16 protein-coding genes are annotated in these 14,935 nt (G+C 69.0%); 6 read left to right on the forward strand and 10 right to left on the reverse strand.

Going from position 1 to position 14,935, the window contains the following annotated elements; translation table 11 throughout:
* Positions 1 to 79: 79 nt before the first annotated feature.
* The gene (locus tag ACF8ME_RS15035; protein ID WP_034366457.1) at positions 80 to 370 is read left to right on the forward strand and encodes a hypothetical protein; all 291 of its coding nucleotides are present in this window, start codon (positions 80 to 82) and stop codon (positions 368 to 370) included.
* 10 nt (positions 371 to 380) lie between these two features.
* Complete coding sequence (locus tag ACF8ME_RS15040) at positions 381 to 962, forward strand: DUF6036 family nucleotidyltransferase (protein WP_233174748.1); 582 nt, start codon at positions 381 to 383, stop codon at positions 960 to 962.
* 36 nt (positions 963 to 998) lie between these two features.
* On the opposite strand, the gene ACF8ME_RS15045 is transcribed toward ACF8ME_RS15040, so the two are convergent.
* Genes ACF8ME_RS15045 through ACF8ME_RS15070 form a run of 6 tightly spaced genes read right to left on the reverse strand, consistent with a single transcriptional unit; the run spans position 999 to position 7,066 of the window.
* Positions 999 to 1,640, reverse strand: a complete 642-nt coding sequence (locus tag ACF8ME_RS15045; RefSeq protein ID WP_392417204.1) for a nucleoside/nucleotide kinase family protein — start codon at positions 1,638 to 1,640, stop codon at positions 999 to 1,001.
* A complete protein-coding gene (locus ACF8ME_RS15050) occupies positions 1,637 to 2,506 on the reverse strand; it encodes a sugar phosphate isomerase/epimerase family protein (RefSeq protein WP_392417206.1) in 870 nt (289 codons plus the stop codon). Before ACF8ME_RS15050 ends, ACF8ME_RS15045 begins: the two co-directional genes overlap by 4 nt.
* Positions 2,503 to 3,540, reverse strand: coding sequence for an ABC transporter permease (locus ACF8ME_RS15055; RefSeq protein WP_392417208.1), 1,038 nt, complete (start codon positions 3,538 to 3,540; stop codon positions 2,503 to 2,505). Before ACF8ME_RS15055 ends, ACF8ME_RS15050 begins: the two co-directional genes overlap by 4 nt.
* Entirely contained in the window at positions 3,537 to 4,571 is a 1,035-nt protein-coding gene (locus ACF8ME_RS15060) for an ABC transporter permease (RefSeq protein WP_392417210.1), read from the reverse strand. Before ACF8ME_RS15060 ends, ACF8ME_RS15055 begins: the two co-directional genes overlap by 4 nt.
* The gene (locus tag ACF8ME_RS15065) at positions 4,564 to 6,063 is read right to left on the reverse strand and encodes a sugar ABC transporter ATP-binding protein (RefSeq protein ID WP_392417213.1); all 1,500 of its coding nucleotides are present in this window, start codon (positions 6,061 to 6,063) and stop codon (positions 4,564 to 4,566) included. The genes ACF8ME_RS15060 and ACF8ME_RS15065 overlap by 8 nt, the downstream gene beginning before the upstream one ends.
* 13 nt (positions 6,064 to 6,076) lie before the next feature.
* Positions 6,077 to 7,066: a substrate-binding domain-containing protein gene (locus ACF8ME_RS15070; protein ID WP_392417215.1), complete on the reverse strand. Its 990-nt coding sequence runs from the start codon at positions 7,064 to 7,066 to the stop codon at positions 6,077 to 6,079.
* A gap of 177 nt (positions 7,067 to 7,243) precedes the next feature.
* Between ACF8ME_RS15070 and ACF8ME_RS15075 the strand changes: the two genes are divergently transcribed.
* Entirely contained in the window at positions 7,244 to 8,263 is a 1,020-nt protein-coding gene (locus ACF8ME_RS15075; RefSeq protein WP_392417217.1) for a LacI family DNA-binding transcriptional regulator, read from the forward strand.
* Between the two features lie 33 nt (positions 8,264 to 8,296).
* Here the strand turns inward: ACF8ME_RS15075 and ACF8ME_RS15080 are convergent, their stop codons facing one another.
* From ACF8ME_RS15080 to ACF8ME_RS15090, 3 genes are read right to left on the reverse strand one after another with little or no spacing between them, the layout of a single operon-like run.
* Positions 8,297 to 9,130, reverse strand: a complete 834-nt coding sequence (locus ACF8ME_RS15080; protein WP_016449560.1) for a DUF3037 domain-containing protein — start codon at positions 9,128 to 9,130, stop codon at positions 8,297 to 8,299.
* Complete coding sequence (locus ACF8ME_RS15085; protein WP_392417219.1) at positions 9,127 to 9,855, reverse strand: HipA family kinase; 729 nt, start codon at positions 9,853 to 9,855, stop codon at positions 9,127 to 9,129. Before ACF8ME_RS15085 ends, ACF8ME_RS15080 begins: the two co-directional genes overlap by 4 nt.
* Positions 9,836 to 10,873: a LysR family transcriptional regulator gene (locus ACF8ME_RS15090; RefSeq protein ID WP_392417221.1), complete on the reverse strand. Its 1,038-nt coding sequence runs from the start codon at positions 10,871 to 10,873 to the stop codon at positions 9,836 to 9,838. The genes ACF8ME_RS15085 and ACF8ME_RS15090 overlap by 20 nt, the downstream gene beginning before the upstream one ends.
* A gap of 111 nt (positions 10,874 to 10,984) precedes the next feature.
* Here ACF8ME_RS15090 and ACF8ME_RS15095 point away from each other — a divergent pair, with 111 nt between their 5' ends.
* The 3 genes from ACF8ME_RS15095 to ACF8ME_RS15105 all read left to right on the forward strand — a co-directional run bounded on the left by ACF8ME_RS15095 (position 10,985) and on the right by ACF8ME_RS15105 (position 13,909).
* Positions 10,985 to 12,220 (forward strand): alpha-hydroxy acid oxidase, encoded by a 1,236-nt coding sequence (locus ACF8ME_RS15095; RefSeq protein ID WP_016454005.1) that lies wholly within the window; start codon positions 10,985 to 10,987, stop codon positions 12,218 to 12,220.
* Positions 12,221 to 12,272: 52 nt separating this feature from the next.
* Positions 12,273 to 13,259 carry a tripartite tricarboxylate transporter substrate binding protein BugE gene (locus ACF8ME_RS15100; protein ID WP_392417223.1) on the forward strand — a complete coding sequence of 329 codons (987 nt, stop codon included), beginning with the start codon at positions 12,273 to 12,275 and terminating at the stop codon, positions 13,257 to 13,259.
* A 146-nt stretch (positions 13,260 to 13,405) separates the two neighbouring features.
* Positions 13,406 to 13,909, forward strand: a complete 504-nt coding sequence (locus tag ACF8ME_RS15105; RefSeq protein ID WP_338499030.1) for a carboxymuconolactone decarboxylase family protein — start codon at positions 13,406 to 13,408, stop codon at positions 13,907 to 13,909.
* A 15-nt stretch (positions 13,910 to 13,924) separates the two neighbouring features.
* On the opposite strand, the gene ACF8ME_RS15110 is transcribed toward ACF8ME_RS15105, so the two are convergent.
* A complete protein-coding gene (locus tag ACF8ME_RS15110) occupies positions 13,925 to 14,905 on the reverse strand; it encodes a tripartite tricarboxylate transporter substrate binding protein (RefSeq protein WP_174538924.1) in 981 nt (326 codons plus the stop codon).
* Positions 14,906 to 14,935: the final 30 nt, after the last annotated feature.

The raw sequence follows: 14,935 nt of genomic DNA on the forward strand, positions 1-14,935 counted from the left end.
GCCTGCCGCGCAGATCGAGTTCGCTTTAGAGTCATGGCATCGAAATCTTGATGCCATGGTGCGAACGGAGGTGGATGCAATGACGGCCAGAGATGATGAATCGGCGCTGCTATCGCGCTGCTCCTTCGTCGCCCGGGAGCGTGCGCAGCCCGCCCAGGACCAGCGCGAAGCCAACGTGTTTCGCCTGGCCGCCATGATCGTCCGTTCACGATTCCCCCAGGAATCTGCGAGCCTGATGCAGGCCAGCGAGCGATATTTCGCCTTGCATCCAGAAGAAAGACTGCCATCGGAAGATGTGGTCAGGCGGGGTTGGGTTCTGAGCCTGCCCCGTCTGCGCGACATGCTCAGCCTTCGGCTGCGTGGGCACTGAGGCCATGTCCATGCTCCCGATTTTTCATACCCATACGGCGCTGGCAGAAGGCCTGCGGGAGCTGTTCAAGCAGTTGGAGCAGCGGCTTGCGCTGGGCCGCCCCTTGAATGTCTATCTGGCTGGCGGCATGGCCGTTCACCTCTACACAGCAGACCGCGTCACTACCGATGTGGATGCGGAATTCGGCGGGCGCGTCCATCTGCCGAACGACCTGATGGTCGAGGTGATGCTGGAGGACGGCACCCCGCAGGTGGTCTACCTTGACACCAACTACAACTCCAGCTTTGCGCTGATGCATGAGGACTATCTGGATGACGCCATCCCTATCGACCTCGGTGTGGACCAGATTCGCGTGCATGTCCTCTCTCCCGTGGATCTTGCCGTAAGCAAGATTGCCCGGTTCGCCGACAACGACAAAGAGGACATCGCGGCCCTGGTTCGGCTCGGGCTGACCAGTGCCGATGCCATAGAGCAGCGCGCAACAAGCGCCCTGGCCGGCTACATCGGCGGACAAGCCATGCTGAAGCTGAATTTGCGGGACGCTGTGGCATTGGCGCGTCGAGAGGAGGGCGGTCGCTCCGGCACCCCCTGAAAGGCCTGGCTGCCGCAACCGTGTTCGCTCCCCCGCTCACCCCCAGCGCAACACCCAATCCGCTCGCCCCCGCGTTGCCGCAATGCGGTGCGCATTGGGCTCGTCCACCTGCGCCACCCAGTCGCGTGCGGCCTGGGGGCTGCGGCCGTGGAGTTCGTGGCGGCGGGTCAGGCGTTCGATGCGAAGGCGGTCGTCCATGTCCACGTACCAGACCTCGTCCAGCAGCGCGCGCACGGCATGCCAGTGTGTGCCTGGCGCATCCTGTTCCTCCATCAGCAGGTAGTTGCCTTCGGTGATGACCAGGGGCACGCCGGGCGCGATGGCGATGGCGCCTGCAATGGGCTCCTCGATGGCGCGCCGGAATTCGGGGGCGTAGACCGTTTCACCGGCCACGGGCGCGCGCAGGCGGCGCAGCAGGGCCACGTAGCCGGCCGAGTCGAAGGTGTCGGGCGCGCCCTTGCGCTGCGCGCGGCCCAGGCGCTCCAGCGCGGACTGCGCCAGGTGGAAGCCGTCCATGGGCACGGCCGCCGCCAGCGGGCCCAGCGCCTGCAGCAGGGCCGCGCAGGCCGTGCTCTTGCCTGCGCCGGGCGGGCCTGCCAGGCCCAGCAGGCGTCGGGGGCCGGAGCGTGCCAGCGCAAATGCACGCGCCAGGGCTTCGGGCGGCAGGATGGCCGTCATGCGCGTGCCTGCTGCGCGCGGGCCAGCCCGTCTGCCATGAAGCCGCGTGCGTGCAGGGCCAGGTCCATGCCGTCTTCCCACATCGGGCGCCAGATGGCCAGCGCGTTCGACAGCTGCTCGTTGACGATGGCCGACGAGAAGCTCTCGAAGGTGACGGTGCCCTGGTAGCCGATCTGCGCGAGGGCACCGAAGAACTGCGCGAAGTCGATGTGGCCCGCGCCCAGGTAGCCGCGGTGGTTCTCGCCGATGTGCACATAGCCCAGCCGCTGTCCGCAGGCCAGCACGGGCGCGGCGAGGTCGGCTTCCTCGATGTTCATGTGGTAGGTGTCCAGGTGCACGCAGACATGGGGCTGGCCGACTTCGTCGATGAACTCCAGCGCCTGCGCGGCCGTGTTCAGCAGATTGCTTTCGTAGCGGTTGACCACCTCCAGGCCCAGCGTGACGCCGCGCTCGCCCGCGAAGTCGGCAATGCGCCGCACGGCCTCGATCGCGTTGCGCCGGCCCCGTGGCGTGCAGGGGTGGCCGTATTTCGCCATGGCGCCGTAGAGGATGCCGCCGAAATAGCGTCCGCCCAGGCGCGCCGTGATGTCCACGCCCTCTTGCAGCAGCGCCAGGCCGCGCGCGACCACGGCGGGGTCTTCGCTGGAGACATCGGCCTCGAAGGTCAGGCCCCGCGAGCAGCCCACGCCCAGGCCATGCTCCTGCAGCAGATCACGCGTGAGCGCCAGGTCCATGAGCCGGGGGCCGTGCAGGGACAGCTCGATCAGGTCGTAACCGGCCTGGCGCGTCTGCTCGATCACATGGCGGGTGGAGGCCGGCGACAGGTCGCCGGCCCAGACAAGGGCGTGGATGCCGAGGGGGTTCATAGGGGCTCCGGGTGGACTCTGCGAGAGAGTGAAGGGGAGGGTTCGGCGGGTGCCCGGGCACGGCCCCGCCAGCGCGCGAGCAGGTGGCGCGCGGCCACGGCGGCGATCATGGTGGCGCCCCACAGGGCCTGCGTGAGCTGGGCATTGGCGCCCAGCAGGTTCACTCCGCTGGACAGCACCTGCAGGATGAGCAGGGCGACGAACAGCCCCGACACCCGGCCGAAGCCGCCCATGGGATCGGTGCCGCCCAGGATGGCCGCAAGCACCGTGACCAGCAGGTAGGACTGGGCGTAGCCCGCGCTGGCCGAGTTGAAGCGCGACATCATCAGCACGGCCGCGATCCAGCACAGCAGCGTGGACAGGGTGTAGACGCCGATCAGCACGCGGCGCGTGTCGATGCCCGCATGGCGCGTGGCCTCGGCATTGGAGCCGACCATGCGGATGGCCAGCCCGTGGCGCGTGCTGCCCAGGTACAGGCCCACCAGCAGGCACACGGCCGCGAAGATCCAGAACGGCAGCGGCAGGCCCAGCCACTGGGCGGAGCCCAGGGCCTGGAAGGTCTCGGGAAAGCCTGCAATGGGCTTGCCGCGCGTGAGCCAGACGCACAGGCCGTTGATCAGCGACATGGTGCCCAGCGTGACGAGGATGGGATGGGCGTTGACGCGCGCCACCAGCCAGCCGCTGGCCAGGCCCACCAGCAGGCTGGCGAGGGCGCCCACGGTCAGTGCCGCGGCGATGAGCAGGCCCTCATGGCCCGACAGGTCCAGGCCCAGCGCCGACAGGCCTCCCACCAGCACCCAGGCCATGGCCAGGCCCGCCATGTTGGCGCTGGCGACCACGGCCAGGTTGATGCCGCCACTGACCAGCGGCAGCATCTGCGCCAGTGCCAGCAGGCCCAGTTCCGGGATTTGCAGCAGCACCGATTGCAGCGTGCCCAGGGTGGCGAAGCTGCCGGGCAGCAGCAGCGTGAACACGGCGCACAGCAGCGCCAGCAGCGCGATCAGGCCCAGCGGCGCGCCAGGGCTGCGGTTCATGGCGCAGCCCCCGCCAAAGGCGCTGCAGGAGTGGCGTCAGCGCTGCGCTGCTGGTTGCGTCGCTGCGTGCGCCGCAGTCCCGTTGCGGCGGCGCAGGCCAGCACCACGGCGCCCAGCAGCACCTGGAAGAAATACGGCGACACGCCCATCAGATTCAGCCCGTTGCGCAGCACGGCCAGCAGCATCACGCCCATCAGCACGCCGCCCACGCTGCCCGTGCCGCCGAACAGGCTGGCGCCGCCCAACACGGCGGCCGCGAGCACGAACAGCTCCGTGCCGACCAGGGCGTTGGGCACCGACTCGCCCACGCGGTGCGCCTGCACCAGGCCTGCGATGGCCGCCATCATGCCGAGCCAGCCATAGGCCACGCCCTGGATGGCGCCCAGCCCGATGCCCATGCGGTGCGCGGCCTCGGGGTTGCCGCCGAAGGCGTACAGGCGCCGCCCCAGCGCGCTGCGGCCCAGCAGCAGCGCGGTCAGCACGGCGGCTGCGCCGGCCACGGCGATGGGCAGCGTCAGGCGCACGGGGTCTGCGCCGTCGGCGCTTGCGAAGCGGGCCAGCACCACGGAATCGCTCCACCACGACGGCAGGTCGTAGATGGACCGGCCGCCCGTGCCATGCATCAGCAGCGCGAAGTACAGGTTCAGCGTGGAGATGGTGATGATGATGGAGGTGGCGCGCAGGCGGTGAATGAGCAGGGCGTTGAATGCGCCCAGCGCCAGTCCCGTGGCCAGGCCCAGCGCGATGCTGGCCGCCGGTGGCCAGCCCAGGCGTGTGGCCGCGAGGGCCGCAAGATACTGCGCCACCGTGGCCGTGGCGGCAAACGAGATGTCGATGCCGCCCGCGACCAGCACCACCAGCAGGCCCACGGCCATGATGGCGGTGACCGATGCGCCCTCGGCCACGTCCATCCAGTTGCCCAGCGTCCAGAAGCCCGGCGCCAGGGCGCCGAACAGCAGGGCCATGGCGCCAATGGCCAGGCCCAGCCGGACCACGGGGTGGTGCAGCAGCGCGTGTGCGTGTTCAGGCATGGACGGCCTCCTCGATCTGGCTTTCGGAATGCACCCCCGGCACGAACTCGCCGGCCATGTGCCCGCCGCGCATGTGCAGCACGCGGTCGCAGTGGGCATGGACCTCGGCCACCTCGTCCGAGATGACGATCACCGCCATGCCCTGTGCGGCGAGCCCGTGCACGATCTCGAAGATGCCCTGGCGGTTGCCGATGTCCACGCCCACGGTGGGCGAGTCGAGGATCAGCAGGCGTGGCGCGGTCGCCAGCCAGCGGGCCAGCACCACGCGCTGGGCGTTGCCGCCGGACAGCTGGTGCACGGGTGCGTCCAGCGCGGGCAGGCGCATGTGCAGGCGGTCGCGCCACTGGGCTGCGGTGGCGGCACGGCGGCTGGCAGGCAGCCAGCCCAGCGGGCCGGACAGGCGCGGCAGCATGGCCAGCACCAGGTTGTCCTGCACGGACTGGCGCAGGTTCAGGCCGATGGACTGGCGGTCCTCCGGCACATAGGCAATGCCCGCCGCCATGGCATCGCGGTTGCTGCGCAGCACCAGCGTGCGGCCGCCCAGGCGGATGCTGCCGCGGTCGGGCCGGCGCATGCCGAACAGGCCCAGGGCCAGCTCGGTGCGGCCCGCGCCCAGCAGCCCGGTCAGGCCCAGGATCTCGCCCTCGCGCACATCGAAGCTCACGTCCTCGTAGTCGCCGTCGCGGCCCAGGCCGCGCACTTCCAGCAGCGCGGGCGCGGCGGACATGTCGCGCGCATGCAGTCGCTCATCCACTTCCTGCCCGGTCATCAGCGTGGCCAGTTGCCTGCCCGACAGTTGCGCGGCGGGCCAGGTGCCCAGCTTGCGCCCGTCGCGCAGCACGGTGACGCGGTCGGCGATCTCCATGACCTCGTCCAGCTTGTGGCTCACGAAGACGATGGCCATGCCACCGGCCTGGAGCCGGCGCACCACGGCCAGCAGCGCATCGACCTCGGCACGCGTGAGCGAGGCCGTGGGCTCGTCCATGAACAGCAGCCTGGCCCGGGCCGCCATGCCCCGGCAGATGGCCACGAGCTGGCGGCCCGCAATGGGCAGGTCGCCCACCCGCGCATCCAGCGGCAGCGCAATGCCCAGGCGCCGCAACACGGCCTGGGCCGCCTCGCGCTGGCGCCTGCGGCGTACAGGCGCCCACCAGCGGCCCATGGCCTGGTCGAAGGCGATGTTCTCGGCCACGCTCAGGTTGGGAAACAGCGACAGGTCCTGGTAGATCACCTGGATGCCCAGGGACTTGGCCAGCGCCGGGTCCAGCCGCTGCACCGTCTGTCCACCGATGTCGATGCTCGCGCCCGGCTGCGGCGCGTGCACGCCGCTGAGCACCTTGATCGCCGTGCTCTTGCCGCTGCCGTTGCTGCCCATCAGGCAGTGCACCTCGCCGGGCATCACGTCCCAGTCCAGCGCATGCAGCGCGGTGGCCTCGCCAAAGCGCACGGTGACCGCCTGCATGCGGACCAGCGCCGTTGTGGTGGCATCCATGGCAGAGCCCGGCTCACAGGCCCAGGCCGACCAGCCGGTCTATGGTCTGCCGGTTGATCGGCTCCAGCTTCTGGCCCTGAATGTTGCGGCGCTCGCGGTCTACCTGGACCTTGCCCAGGCCCGGTATCTCCATGCCGTCCGTGGGCTCGCGGCCGTCGATCAGCATCTTGCCCACATGCACGATCACCTCGCCGGCCAGCGCGGGGTTCCAGATGAAGCCTTCGCGGATCACGCCGTCGCGCACCAGCTTGGCGCCCTGGCCCGGCGAGAACGAGCCCACCACGGCAATGCGCTCGGCTTTGCGCGCATCGGCCACCGCGCGGCCCGCGCCAATGGGGCCCTGGCTGCCGAAGGCCAGAAAGCCCTTGAGGTCGGGGTGGGCGCGCATCAGGTCCTGGGCGCTGCGGTAGGAGTCGTCCAGGCTCTCGGCCACGCCGAAGCGCTCGGACACCAGCTGCATCTTCGGCCACTGTTTTTTCTGGTGGGCGATGGCCGCATCGGCCCAGGCGTTGTGCAGCGGCACGGTCAGCGAGCCCACGAAGACCACGTACTTGCCTTCGCCACCCATGGCCTTGCCCAGGCTGTCCATGTGGCGCTCGCCAAATCCCGCGACGCTGCTCAGCTCGATGTTCCAGTCAGCGCCCTTCTGGTCGGGCGACTCGTGCGTGAGCACCTTGATGCCCGCGCTGCGCGCACGCCGGAACACGGGCTCCAGCGCCCTGGCATCGTTGGGCACCACGGCGATGACCTTGCTGCGGCGTGCGATCAGGTCCTCGACCGCGCGCACCTGCTGGGCCGCATCGGCCTCGGTGGGGCCGACCATGCCGCTGGAGATGCCCAGCTCGCGGCCTGCCTTGCGGATGCCGGTCTCCATGGCGTTGAACCACGGAATGCCCCCGACCTTGGCCACCACCGACACATCCTCGGCGCTGGCCGCGCCTGCCAGCACCGTCAGGGTGCAGGCCAACAGTGCCCTCGAGAACCGGCTGAATCCATGGAACATGGCGCTCCTCCCTCTGTTTTGCACAATCGATTGTGCAAACTATAGACAGATGGACTTCCATTGCCGATGCGGGATTTCCCGGGCCGCTGCTGCGTGCCGGCTCCGGTCCGCCCGAATCGCTGCCGCAGCGGCTACGATGGCCGCCGAGCGCTCCCGTCCCAACCCCTGCAGAGCACCGTGAACCGCCCCCGAACCTCCACCATCTACGACCTGGCCGAACTGGCCGGCACCTCGGCCTCGACGGTCAGCGCCATCCTCAACGGCAGCTGGCAGTCGCGGCGCATCAGCGAGGAGACCGCGCGCCGCGTGCAGCAGCTCGCCCAGGAACACAGCTTTGCCGTGAACCGCCAGGCCAGCGGCCTGCGCCGCCAGCGCTCGGGGCTGATCGGCATGGTGATTCCCACGCACGAGGACCGCTTCTTCGGCGCGCTGTCCCAGGCCTTCGAGCGCATGGCCCACGCGCGCGGCCTGTGCCCGCTGGTGGTCAGCACGCTGCGCGACGGCGCGCTGGAGGTGGAGACCGTGCGCTCGCTGATCGCCTTTCGTGTGGAGCACCTCATCGTCACGGGCGCCACCCGGCCCGACGCCATCAGCGCCGAATGCCGCCAGGCCGGCGTGCGCCATGTCAACGTGGATCTGCCCGGGAAAAAGGCGCCCTCCGTCACCAGCGACAACCGCTGGGGTGTGGCCGAACTCACGCGCCTGCTGCTGGCGCGCTCCAGGCCCCCGGCAGGTGCGCCGCAGGACGCCATCTGCTTTCTGGGCGGAGTCCGCAAGGAGTACGCCACCGAGCAGCGCCTGGCCGGCTTTCGCGAAGCCCTGGCGCCCCACACGCCGGTGGCGGACGAGCACATCCTCTGCTGCGGCTACGACCCCGAAGCGGCCCGCCTTGCCATGGCCGCGCTCTACCAGCGCCTGGGCGGCCTGCCGCGCGCCCTGCTGTTCTCATCGGGCATCACGCTGCAAGGCGCCATCCGCTTCCTGCGTGGACTGCCCGATGCGGAACTGGCGCAATGCAGCTTTGGCAGCTACGACTGGGACCCCTATGCCGAATGCCTGCGCTTTCCGGTGCACATGGTGCGCCAGAACGTCGAAGGCCTGATGGCCGAGGCCTTCCGCGCCATCGACGGCGAAGGCCTGCGCGCGGGGCAGGTGGTGCAGGTGCGGCCGCAGTTGGTGGAGTGGGGGGAGGGCTGACCGCTGGACGGCGCTGTGCCCGCAGGGCTGCGCCTAATGCTGCGCGAATTCCTTGATGCTCTGCATGGCGGACTGGCCTTCGCCAGCCACCACGATCACCTTGTGGTGCTCGAGCTCCCGCATGATGTCCTGGCTGACTTCCCTGTGAGCCTGCTTGTCCTGTGGAGGCAGGTTCACATTGACGAGGATGTCTCCGGGCAATTCACGCTGCCGGATCAGTCGCGCGATCTTGCCGGTCCAGACGTCGCCATGCGCAGCAATGTCGTTGGCATCGCTTTGGCCCAGATGCAGGGCCTTGATGATCTTGCGGGGCTTGTCGCCCACCGTCTGCACGAAGTCGAACCGGGCACTGACGTACTCGTTGCCTATGCGCGCCGGCCTGAACGGCGCATCCAATTCGAGGCCGCCCAGCAAAGCCCTCAGGCGTTCGTTCATCGTGCGTTCCACGTACTCGGGCGTGGCAAAAGCATGGTCGACATAGTGGTCGAACTGCTGCCGCAACTCCCGGGCCGGATCCTGGGTGAGCACCACTCTGGCGGGGCTGAAGCGCACAATGGCTTCGCGTGGCTGCTCGAGCGCGGCCATCATCCCCCTCAAAGCATCTGTCTTCGCCTGCGGCGCCAGGCTGTGGGCGAGGGTCTCGAGCCGCGACAACTCTTCCTCCACGGCCTTGACTGCGCTCTTGTAAAAATCCCTGTCAAGCGCATCGAAGAAATCGGTGACGCGCTTGGACTTGCGGCTTTGCAGCAGAAAACCGAAGTACCCGCTTTGCGGGCAGGTCAGCACAATGCCGACGTTGGCGAACTCGCCGGTCTCGGCATACGGGACAAATTGGACTATCGAATAGCGGCAGGCAAGAGGCTTCATGTGAACCTCCAAAAGTCGGGCGATTTGCACTTCGCAAGCGTCGCGGCAATGGCATTGATGTCCACCCTGGCGGGGATGTCGCATTCCGGGTTGTTCCAATGCCATTCCGGTGGAATATTGTCGCAGGCAAAGCGGAAAACGGCATCCATCGCCTCGGAAAGTTGATCCTGTAGCCGGTCGCGCGACACAAGATCTGTCTTCTGCCAACAGCCTCTGAAAATGTGATTCTCGATAAAGGTTGCGGCGTCCAGATGCGGGTCGAAGGCCAGGTTGTGGTCGATGACCACCAATGCGCTGCGATGCGCATCCCACAGCAGGTTGGAGTTGCCGTCCATGCGGTCCACGTTCTGTACCCACCAGTCGAAGGCGAGGATGTTGGCCTGCAGGTCCTGCGGTACATGCAGGATCTGGGCTTTGTCGAACCAGGTGCATCCGGGATGACGCTGCGAGCCGAACGCTATGCCGCAGCCCAATTCACGCCATGGCCTGGGCGCCTCGTCCAGAAGTTCCTGGCTGACATGCAGCAGCTTGAAGGGCGGCAGCGGCAGGCCCAACTGCATGGCCAGATGCGCACAGATCCACTCGTTGCACAGGCTGGACCGATCCGTCTGCCGTCCTTTGACGTAGTAGGTCTGGCCATCGTCGGCCCGGCACAGAAACGGCTTTTGCGCGCCTTGCTCGGAGCGGCCCTGGATTTCAATGACTTCAGCGATGGCAGGCGGCATCTTCGTCTGTGTCGTACAGGTTGCGGGAGGTCTGCTTCCAAGTGCCATCTTGCCCGATTTCGGCTGGATGGCCTTTGCTGCGAGTGTGATGCGGCGAGGCGTGCGGCCCTGCACCCACCAACCCCGGCATCACCGTGAAATCCACCTGCGCCTGCGCCAGTTGCTGCATGGCCGGGATCAGGGCGCGGGCGTCGCCGCGCCGCCATTGGAAGGCGTAGTGGAGGGGAGCGAGGGCAGCCTTGGGACGGGCGCCCCCGACGGCGCGCAGGCCCAGGGCGGCGATCCAGCCGGTGGGCAGGAAGCCCACGCCCAGGCCGGCGCGCAGCATGCCGGCCACGGCGCCCCAGCTGTTGCACAGGATGCGCTCGCGCACGCTGGCGCCCTGGGCGAGCAGCCAGTCGTCCAGCAGGCGCGTGGTGCCGGCCTGCGGGGGCAGGGTGACCAGCGCATGGCGCTGCAGCAGGGCCGTGGCGCCCAGGCGGCCCGCGCCTGCCAGGCCGGGGGCCGCGGCCCAGGCAAAGCGTGCGGCGCCCACGGGGCGGGACAGCAGGCTGCTGCGCGAGGAGCGGCCCGCGATGACGGCAAAGTCCAGCTCGCCGTCGTCCAGGCGCTGCTCCAGCACGCCGCCCACGTCCACATGGGGCTCCAGCACCAGCTGCGGATGGGCCTGGCGCGCGGCGGCCACGAAGGCCGGCAGCCAGGTCAGCGCCGACAGGTCGCCCACGCCGAAGCGGCAATGCCCGGCCAGCGCCTCGCGCGTGTCCAGGGCCTGGCCCAGCGCGGCCATGGCGTTGAGCACCTCCAGCGCGGCGGGCAGCAGGCGCTGGCCGGCGTCGGTGAGCACGGCGCGGTGGCCGCTGCGGTCGAACAGCGGCTGGCCCAGCGCGGACTCCAGTTCCGTGATGCGCTTGGACAGCGAGGACACGGACAGGTGCACGCGCTGCGCGGCCGTGGCGAAGTTGCTGCAGGTGGCGGCCCACCAGAAGGCTTCGAGCTGCTTGACCGAGGGTGTGGACATGGGTTTGTCATTGGCAAAAAGCGAACAAGTGCATTCTAAATAATCCACTTTCATTCAATGGATGCGCGGCCTACAGTGGCGCCGGTTCCTGAACATTCCGAGGTCCGCACCATGGCCGCCATCGCTTCCTCCTCTGCCTCTGCCTCCACGCCTTCGGCACCCGCCCTGCCAGCGCCGCGTGCCCCGGCCGTGCTGCGCCGCATGCTGTCGCTGCATGATTTCGAGGAGGCCGCGCGCCGCAGGCTGCCCCGGCCCATCTTCGGCTATATCGCCGGGGCGGCAGAGGACAACGCCTCGCTGCGCGACAACCGCGAGGTGTTCGGCGAATGGGGCCTGACCACGCGCGTGCTGGCCGATGTGTCGCAGCGCTCGCAGGCCGTGGAGCTGTTCGGCGAGCGCTATGCCAGCCCCTTCGGCATTGCGCCCATGGGCATCAATGCGCTGTCCACCTACCGGGGCGACCTGGTGCTGGCCCGCGCGGCCCAGCGCGCGGGCATTGTGTCGGTGATGAGCGGCACTTCGCTGATCCCCATGGAGGAGGTGGCGCGCGAGAGCCCGGCCACCTGGTTCCAGGCCTATATCCCCGGTGACCAGGCCCGCATCGACGCGCTGATCGACCGCGTGGAGCGCGCAGGCTTTCGCACCCTGGTGGTGACGGTGGACATACCGATCTCCGCCAACCGCGAGAACAACATCCGCACAGGCTTTTCCACGCCGCTCAAGCCCAGCCTGCGCCTGGCCTGGGACGGCATGGTGCGCCCGGGCTGGGTGGCGGGCACCTTCCTGCGCACGCTGCTGCGCCACGGCATGCCGCATTTCGAGAACTCGTTTGCCACGCGCGGTGCGCCCATCATGTCGTCCAGCGTGATGCGCGATTTTTCGGCACGCGACCACCTGAGCTGGCACCACATCGAGGCCATCCGCCGCCGCTGGAAGGGGCCGCTGGTCATCAAGGGCGTGCTCAGCGTGGAGGACGCGCTGCAGGCGCGGCGCGTGGGGGCCGACGGCATCGTGCTGTCCAACCATGGCGGGCGCCAGCTCGACGGCGCGGTGTCGGCCATGCGCATTCTTGAGGACGTGGTGGCGGCCCTGGGGCCGGACTATCCCGTGCTGATCGACGGGGGCTTCAGGCGCGGCTCCGATGTGCTCAAGGCCGTGGCGCTGGGCGCGCGCATGGTGCTGGTGGGCCGGCCCTTCAACTATGCCGCCGCCGTGGGCGGCGAGGCCGGCGTGCTGCACGCCATCGGCCTGCTGCGCGACGAGGTGGACCGCAACCTGGCCATGCTGGGCGCCTCCTCCTGCGGCGCGCTGGACCGCTCGCACATCGTGCGCCGCGCATCGGCCTGACAGAAACCTCCACCGTCCGTTCAAAAACACAGCCATTCCCAGGAGACATCCCATGAACCACTTCACTTCACGCCGCAGCCTGTGCGCCCTGCTGCTGGCCGCAGGCGCCGCACCGGGCGCCATGGCGGCCGATGCCGGTGCCTATCCCACGCGCCCGGTGCGCCTGATCGTGCCGTTTTCAGCCGGCGGCACCACCGACATCGTGGCGCGCGCGATTGCGCCGCGCATGGCCGAGGCCCTGGGCCAGCCGCTGGTGGTGGACAACAAGGGCGGCGGCGGAGGCGCCATCGGCGCGCACGAGGCCGCGCGCGCCCAGCCCGACGGCTACACGCTGGGCGTGGCCACCGTGTCCACCACGGCCACCAATGCGGCCATCAACCCGCGCCTGCCCTACAACCCGCTCACCGATTTCACGCCCATCACCAACATTGCGGCCACGCCCAATGTGCTGGCCGTGCATCCGGGCTTCAAGGCGCAGAGCTTTGCGGCCTTCGTGGAGGAGGTGAAGAAGAACCCCGGCAAGCATGCCTACGGCACGGCGGGCACGGGCTCCATAGGCCACATGCTGATGGAGCTGATGTCCAGCCGCTCGGGGCTGTCGCTCACGCATGTGCCCTACCGGGGCTCGGGCCCGGCGCTCAACGATGCGGTGGCGGGCCAGGTGCCCATCGTCTTCGACAACCTGCCCTCGGCCCTGCCATTCATCAAGGCGGGCCGGCTCACCGCGCTGGCGGTGGCCGCGCCCGAGCGCCTGGCCCAGCTGCCCCAGGTGCCCACCTTCAAGGAGCTGGGGCTGGAGCCGGTCAACCGCAGCGCCTTCTATGGCATCTACGGCCCCAAGGGGCTGTCGCCCGAGATCGTGGCGCGCCTGCATGCGGCCGCCCAGCGCGCGCTGGCCAGCCCCGAGGTGCGCCGCCAGATCGAGGACACGGGCTCGCGCGTGATCGGCAACCGTCCCGAGGAGTTCGCGCGCGAGATCGCGGCCGAGAACGCCCTGTACCGCAAGATCGCCACGGAGCGGCGCATCGTGGCGGACTGAGCGCCAGCCAGGGCGGGAATGGGGGAGGGGGCCGGGGCTGCGAAAAAATTTTCGCCAACGCTGTCACAACGCGCACGCCCCGCGCGTCTTGAAGGTATGGGCCAGCCATTCCGGCAGGCTGCTACATCCCTCAAGGAGTGTTTTCCATGTCCGCTTCGTCTTCCGCTGCCACCGGCGCCCGTCCTCTTGCCGCCCCCACGCCGCGCCTGAACTTCCAGGCCGTGGCCCCCGAGCTGTACAAGGCCCAGGCCGGCATCAACGCGCTGCTGCACGAGTCCAGCCTGGGCATCCAGCTGCTGGAGCTGGTGTTCCTGCGCGTCTCGCAGATCAACGGCTGCGCCTTCTGCGTGGACATGCACACGCGCGAACTGCTGTCCCGGGGCGAGGACCTGCAGCGCATCAACAGCATCGTCACCTGGCCCGAGGTGGATTTCTACGACGGGCGCGAGCGCGCCGCCCTGAACTGGGCCGAGCGCTGCACGCGCCTGAGCCAGGCCCATCCCGAGCAGCAGGACTTCGAGGCGCTGCGCCCGCATTTCAGCGAGCGCGAGATGGTGGAGCTGACCTATGCCATCGGCAGCATCAATGTCTGGAACCGCCTGTGCGCGGGCTTTGCAGCGCCCGTGGCACGCAAGCCGATCAAACTCTGAACGCCTGCAAGCCGCTCACTCCGCCGAGAGCTTTCGCTCCTTCACCAGCCTGCCCCACTGCTCGTACTCCTTCTTCATGAAGGCCGCGAACTCGGCGCGCGTGGTGGGCTGGGGGGTGAGGCCGTGCTTGTTCAGCGCGTCCTTGACGCCGGGGTCATTGAGTACCTTGACGATCTCGGTGTTCCAGCGGTCCAGCATCGGCTTGGGCGTCTTGCCCGGTGCCACGAAGGCATACCAGTTCAGCGCCTCGAAGCCGGGATAGCCGGCTTCGGCCACCGTGGGGATGTCGGGCATGTACGCCGGGCGCGTGAGGCCCGTGGTGGCCAGCGGGATCAGCTTGCCGGCCTCGATGTGGGGCAGGGCCGTGGGCGGCGCTGCGAAGTAGCTGGTCACGCGCTCGCCCAGCAGGTCCTGCAGCGCGGGCGCGCCGCCCTTGTAGGGCACGTGCACCATGTCGATGCCCGCGCGCTGGTTGAACAGCTCGCCTGCCAGGTGGGAGGCCGAGCCCGCGCCCGTCGAGGCGTAGTCCACCGTGCCCGGGTTCTTCCTGGCCTTGGCCACGAACTCGGCCAGGGTCTTCACGCCCGCGCCCTTGTGCACCACCAGCACGTTGGGAAAGTTCACGCCGCCCGAGATGGGTGCCAGGTCCTTGAAGGGGTCGTAGGGCAGCTTCATCAGGTGCGGCGCAATGGTCAGCGGCCCCACCGAGCCGAACAGCAGCACCGAGCCGTCGGCCGCCGCATTGGCCACCTGCTGGTGGGCGATGTTGCCGCCCGCGCCGCCCTTGTTCTCCACCACCACGCTCTGGCCGATGTTCTCGCCCAGCTTCTTGGCGATCAGGCGCGCGGCCGCATCTGCGGCGCCGCCGGCGGCGAAGCCCACGACCAGGGACACGGGCTTCTTGGGAGGAAAGTCCTGGGCCTGCGCACTGGCGGCCAGTGCGAGCAGGGAGGCGGCCAGGGCGGTGGCGTGCAGGAAGTTGCGCTTGTTCATCATGGGGTTGTCTCCGTCATTGGCTGGGAATCG

It is taken from the genome of Delftia sp. WSY_7 (assembly GCF_043104845.1).
Taxonomy (GTDB): domain Bacteria; phylum Pseudomonadota; class Gammaproteobacteria; order Burkholderiales; family Burkholderiaceae_C; genus Comamonas; species Comamonas tsuruhatensis.

Coding starts and splice junctions, on each gene's coding strand:
- ACF8ME_RS15035 (WP_034366457.1), top strand. CDS start 80: ATGACGGCCAGAGATGATGAATCGGCGCTGCTATCGCGCTGCTCCTTC.
- ACF8ME_RS15040 (WP_233174748.1), top strand. CDS start 381: ATGCTCCCGATTTTTCATACCCATACGGCGCTGGCAGAAGGCCTGCGG.
- ACF8ME_RS15045 (WP_392417204.1), bottom strand. CDS start 1,640: ATGACGGCCATCCTGCCGCCCGAAGCCCTGGCGCGTGCATTTGCGCTG.
- ACF8ME_RS15050 (WP_392417206.1), bottom strand. CDS start 2,506: ATGAACCCCCTCGGCATCCACGCCCTTGTCTGGGCCGGCGACCTGTCG.
- ACF8ME_RS15055 (WP_392417208.1), bottom strand. CDS start 3,540: ATGAACCGCAGCCCTGGCGCGCCGCTGGGCCTGATCGCGCTGCTGGCG.
- ACF8ME_RS15060 (WP_392417210.1), bottom strand. CDS start 4,571: ATGCCTGAACACGCACACGCGCTGCTGCACCACCCCGTGGTCCGGCTG.
- ACF8ME_RS15065 (WP_392417213.1), bottom strand. CDS start 6,063: ATGGATGCCACCACAACGGCGCTGGTCCGCATGCAGGCGGTCACCGTG.
- ACF8ME_RS15070 (WP_392417215.1), bottom strand. CDS start 7,066: ATGTTCCATGGATTCAGCCGGTTCTCGAGGGCACTGTTGGCCTGCACC.
- ACF8ME_RS15080 (WP_016449560.1), bottom strand. CDS start 9,130: ATGAAGCCTCTTGCCTGCCGCTATTCGATAGTCCAATTTGTCCCGTAT.
- ACF8ME_RS15085 (WP_392417219.1), bottom strand. CDS start 9,855: ATGCCGCCTGCCATCGCTGAAGTCATTGAAATCCAGGGCCGCTCCGAG.
- ACF8ME_RS15090 (WP_392417221.1), bottom strand. CDS start 10,873: ATGTCCACACCCTCGGTCAAGCAGCTCGAAGCCTTCTGGTGGGCCGCC.
- ACF8ME_RS15095 (WP_016454005.1), top strand. CDS start 10,985: ATGGCCGCCATCGCTTCCTCCTCTGCCTCTGCCTCCACGCCTTCGGCA.
- ACF8ME_RS15100 (WP_392417223.1), top strand. CDS start 12,273: ATGAACCACTTCACTTCACGCCGCAGCCTGTGCGCCCTGCTGCTGGCC.
- ACF8ME_RS15105 (WP_338499030.1), top strand. CDS start 13,406: ATGTCCGCTTCGTCTTCCGCTGCCACCGGCGCCCGTCCTCTTGCCGCC.
- ACF8ME_RS15110 (WP_174538924.1), bottom strand. CDS start 14,905: ATGATGAACAAGCGCAACTTCCTGCACGCCACCGCCCTGGCCGCCTCC.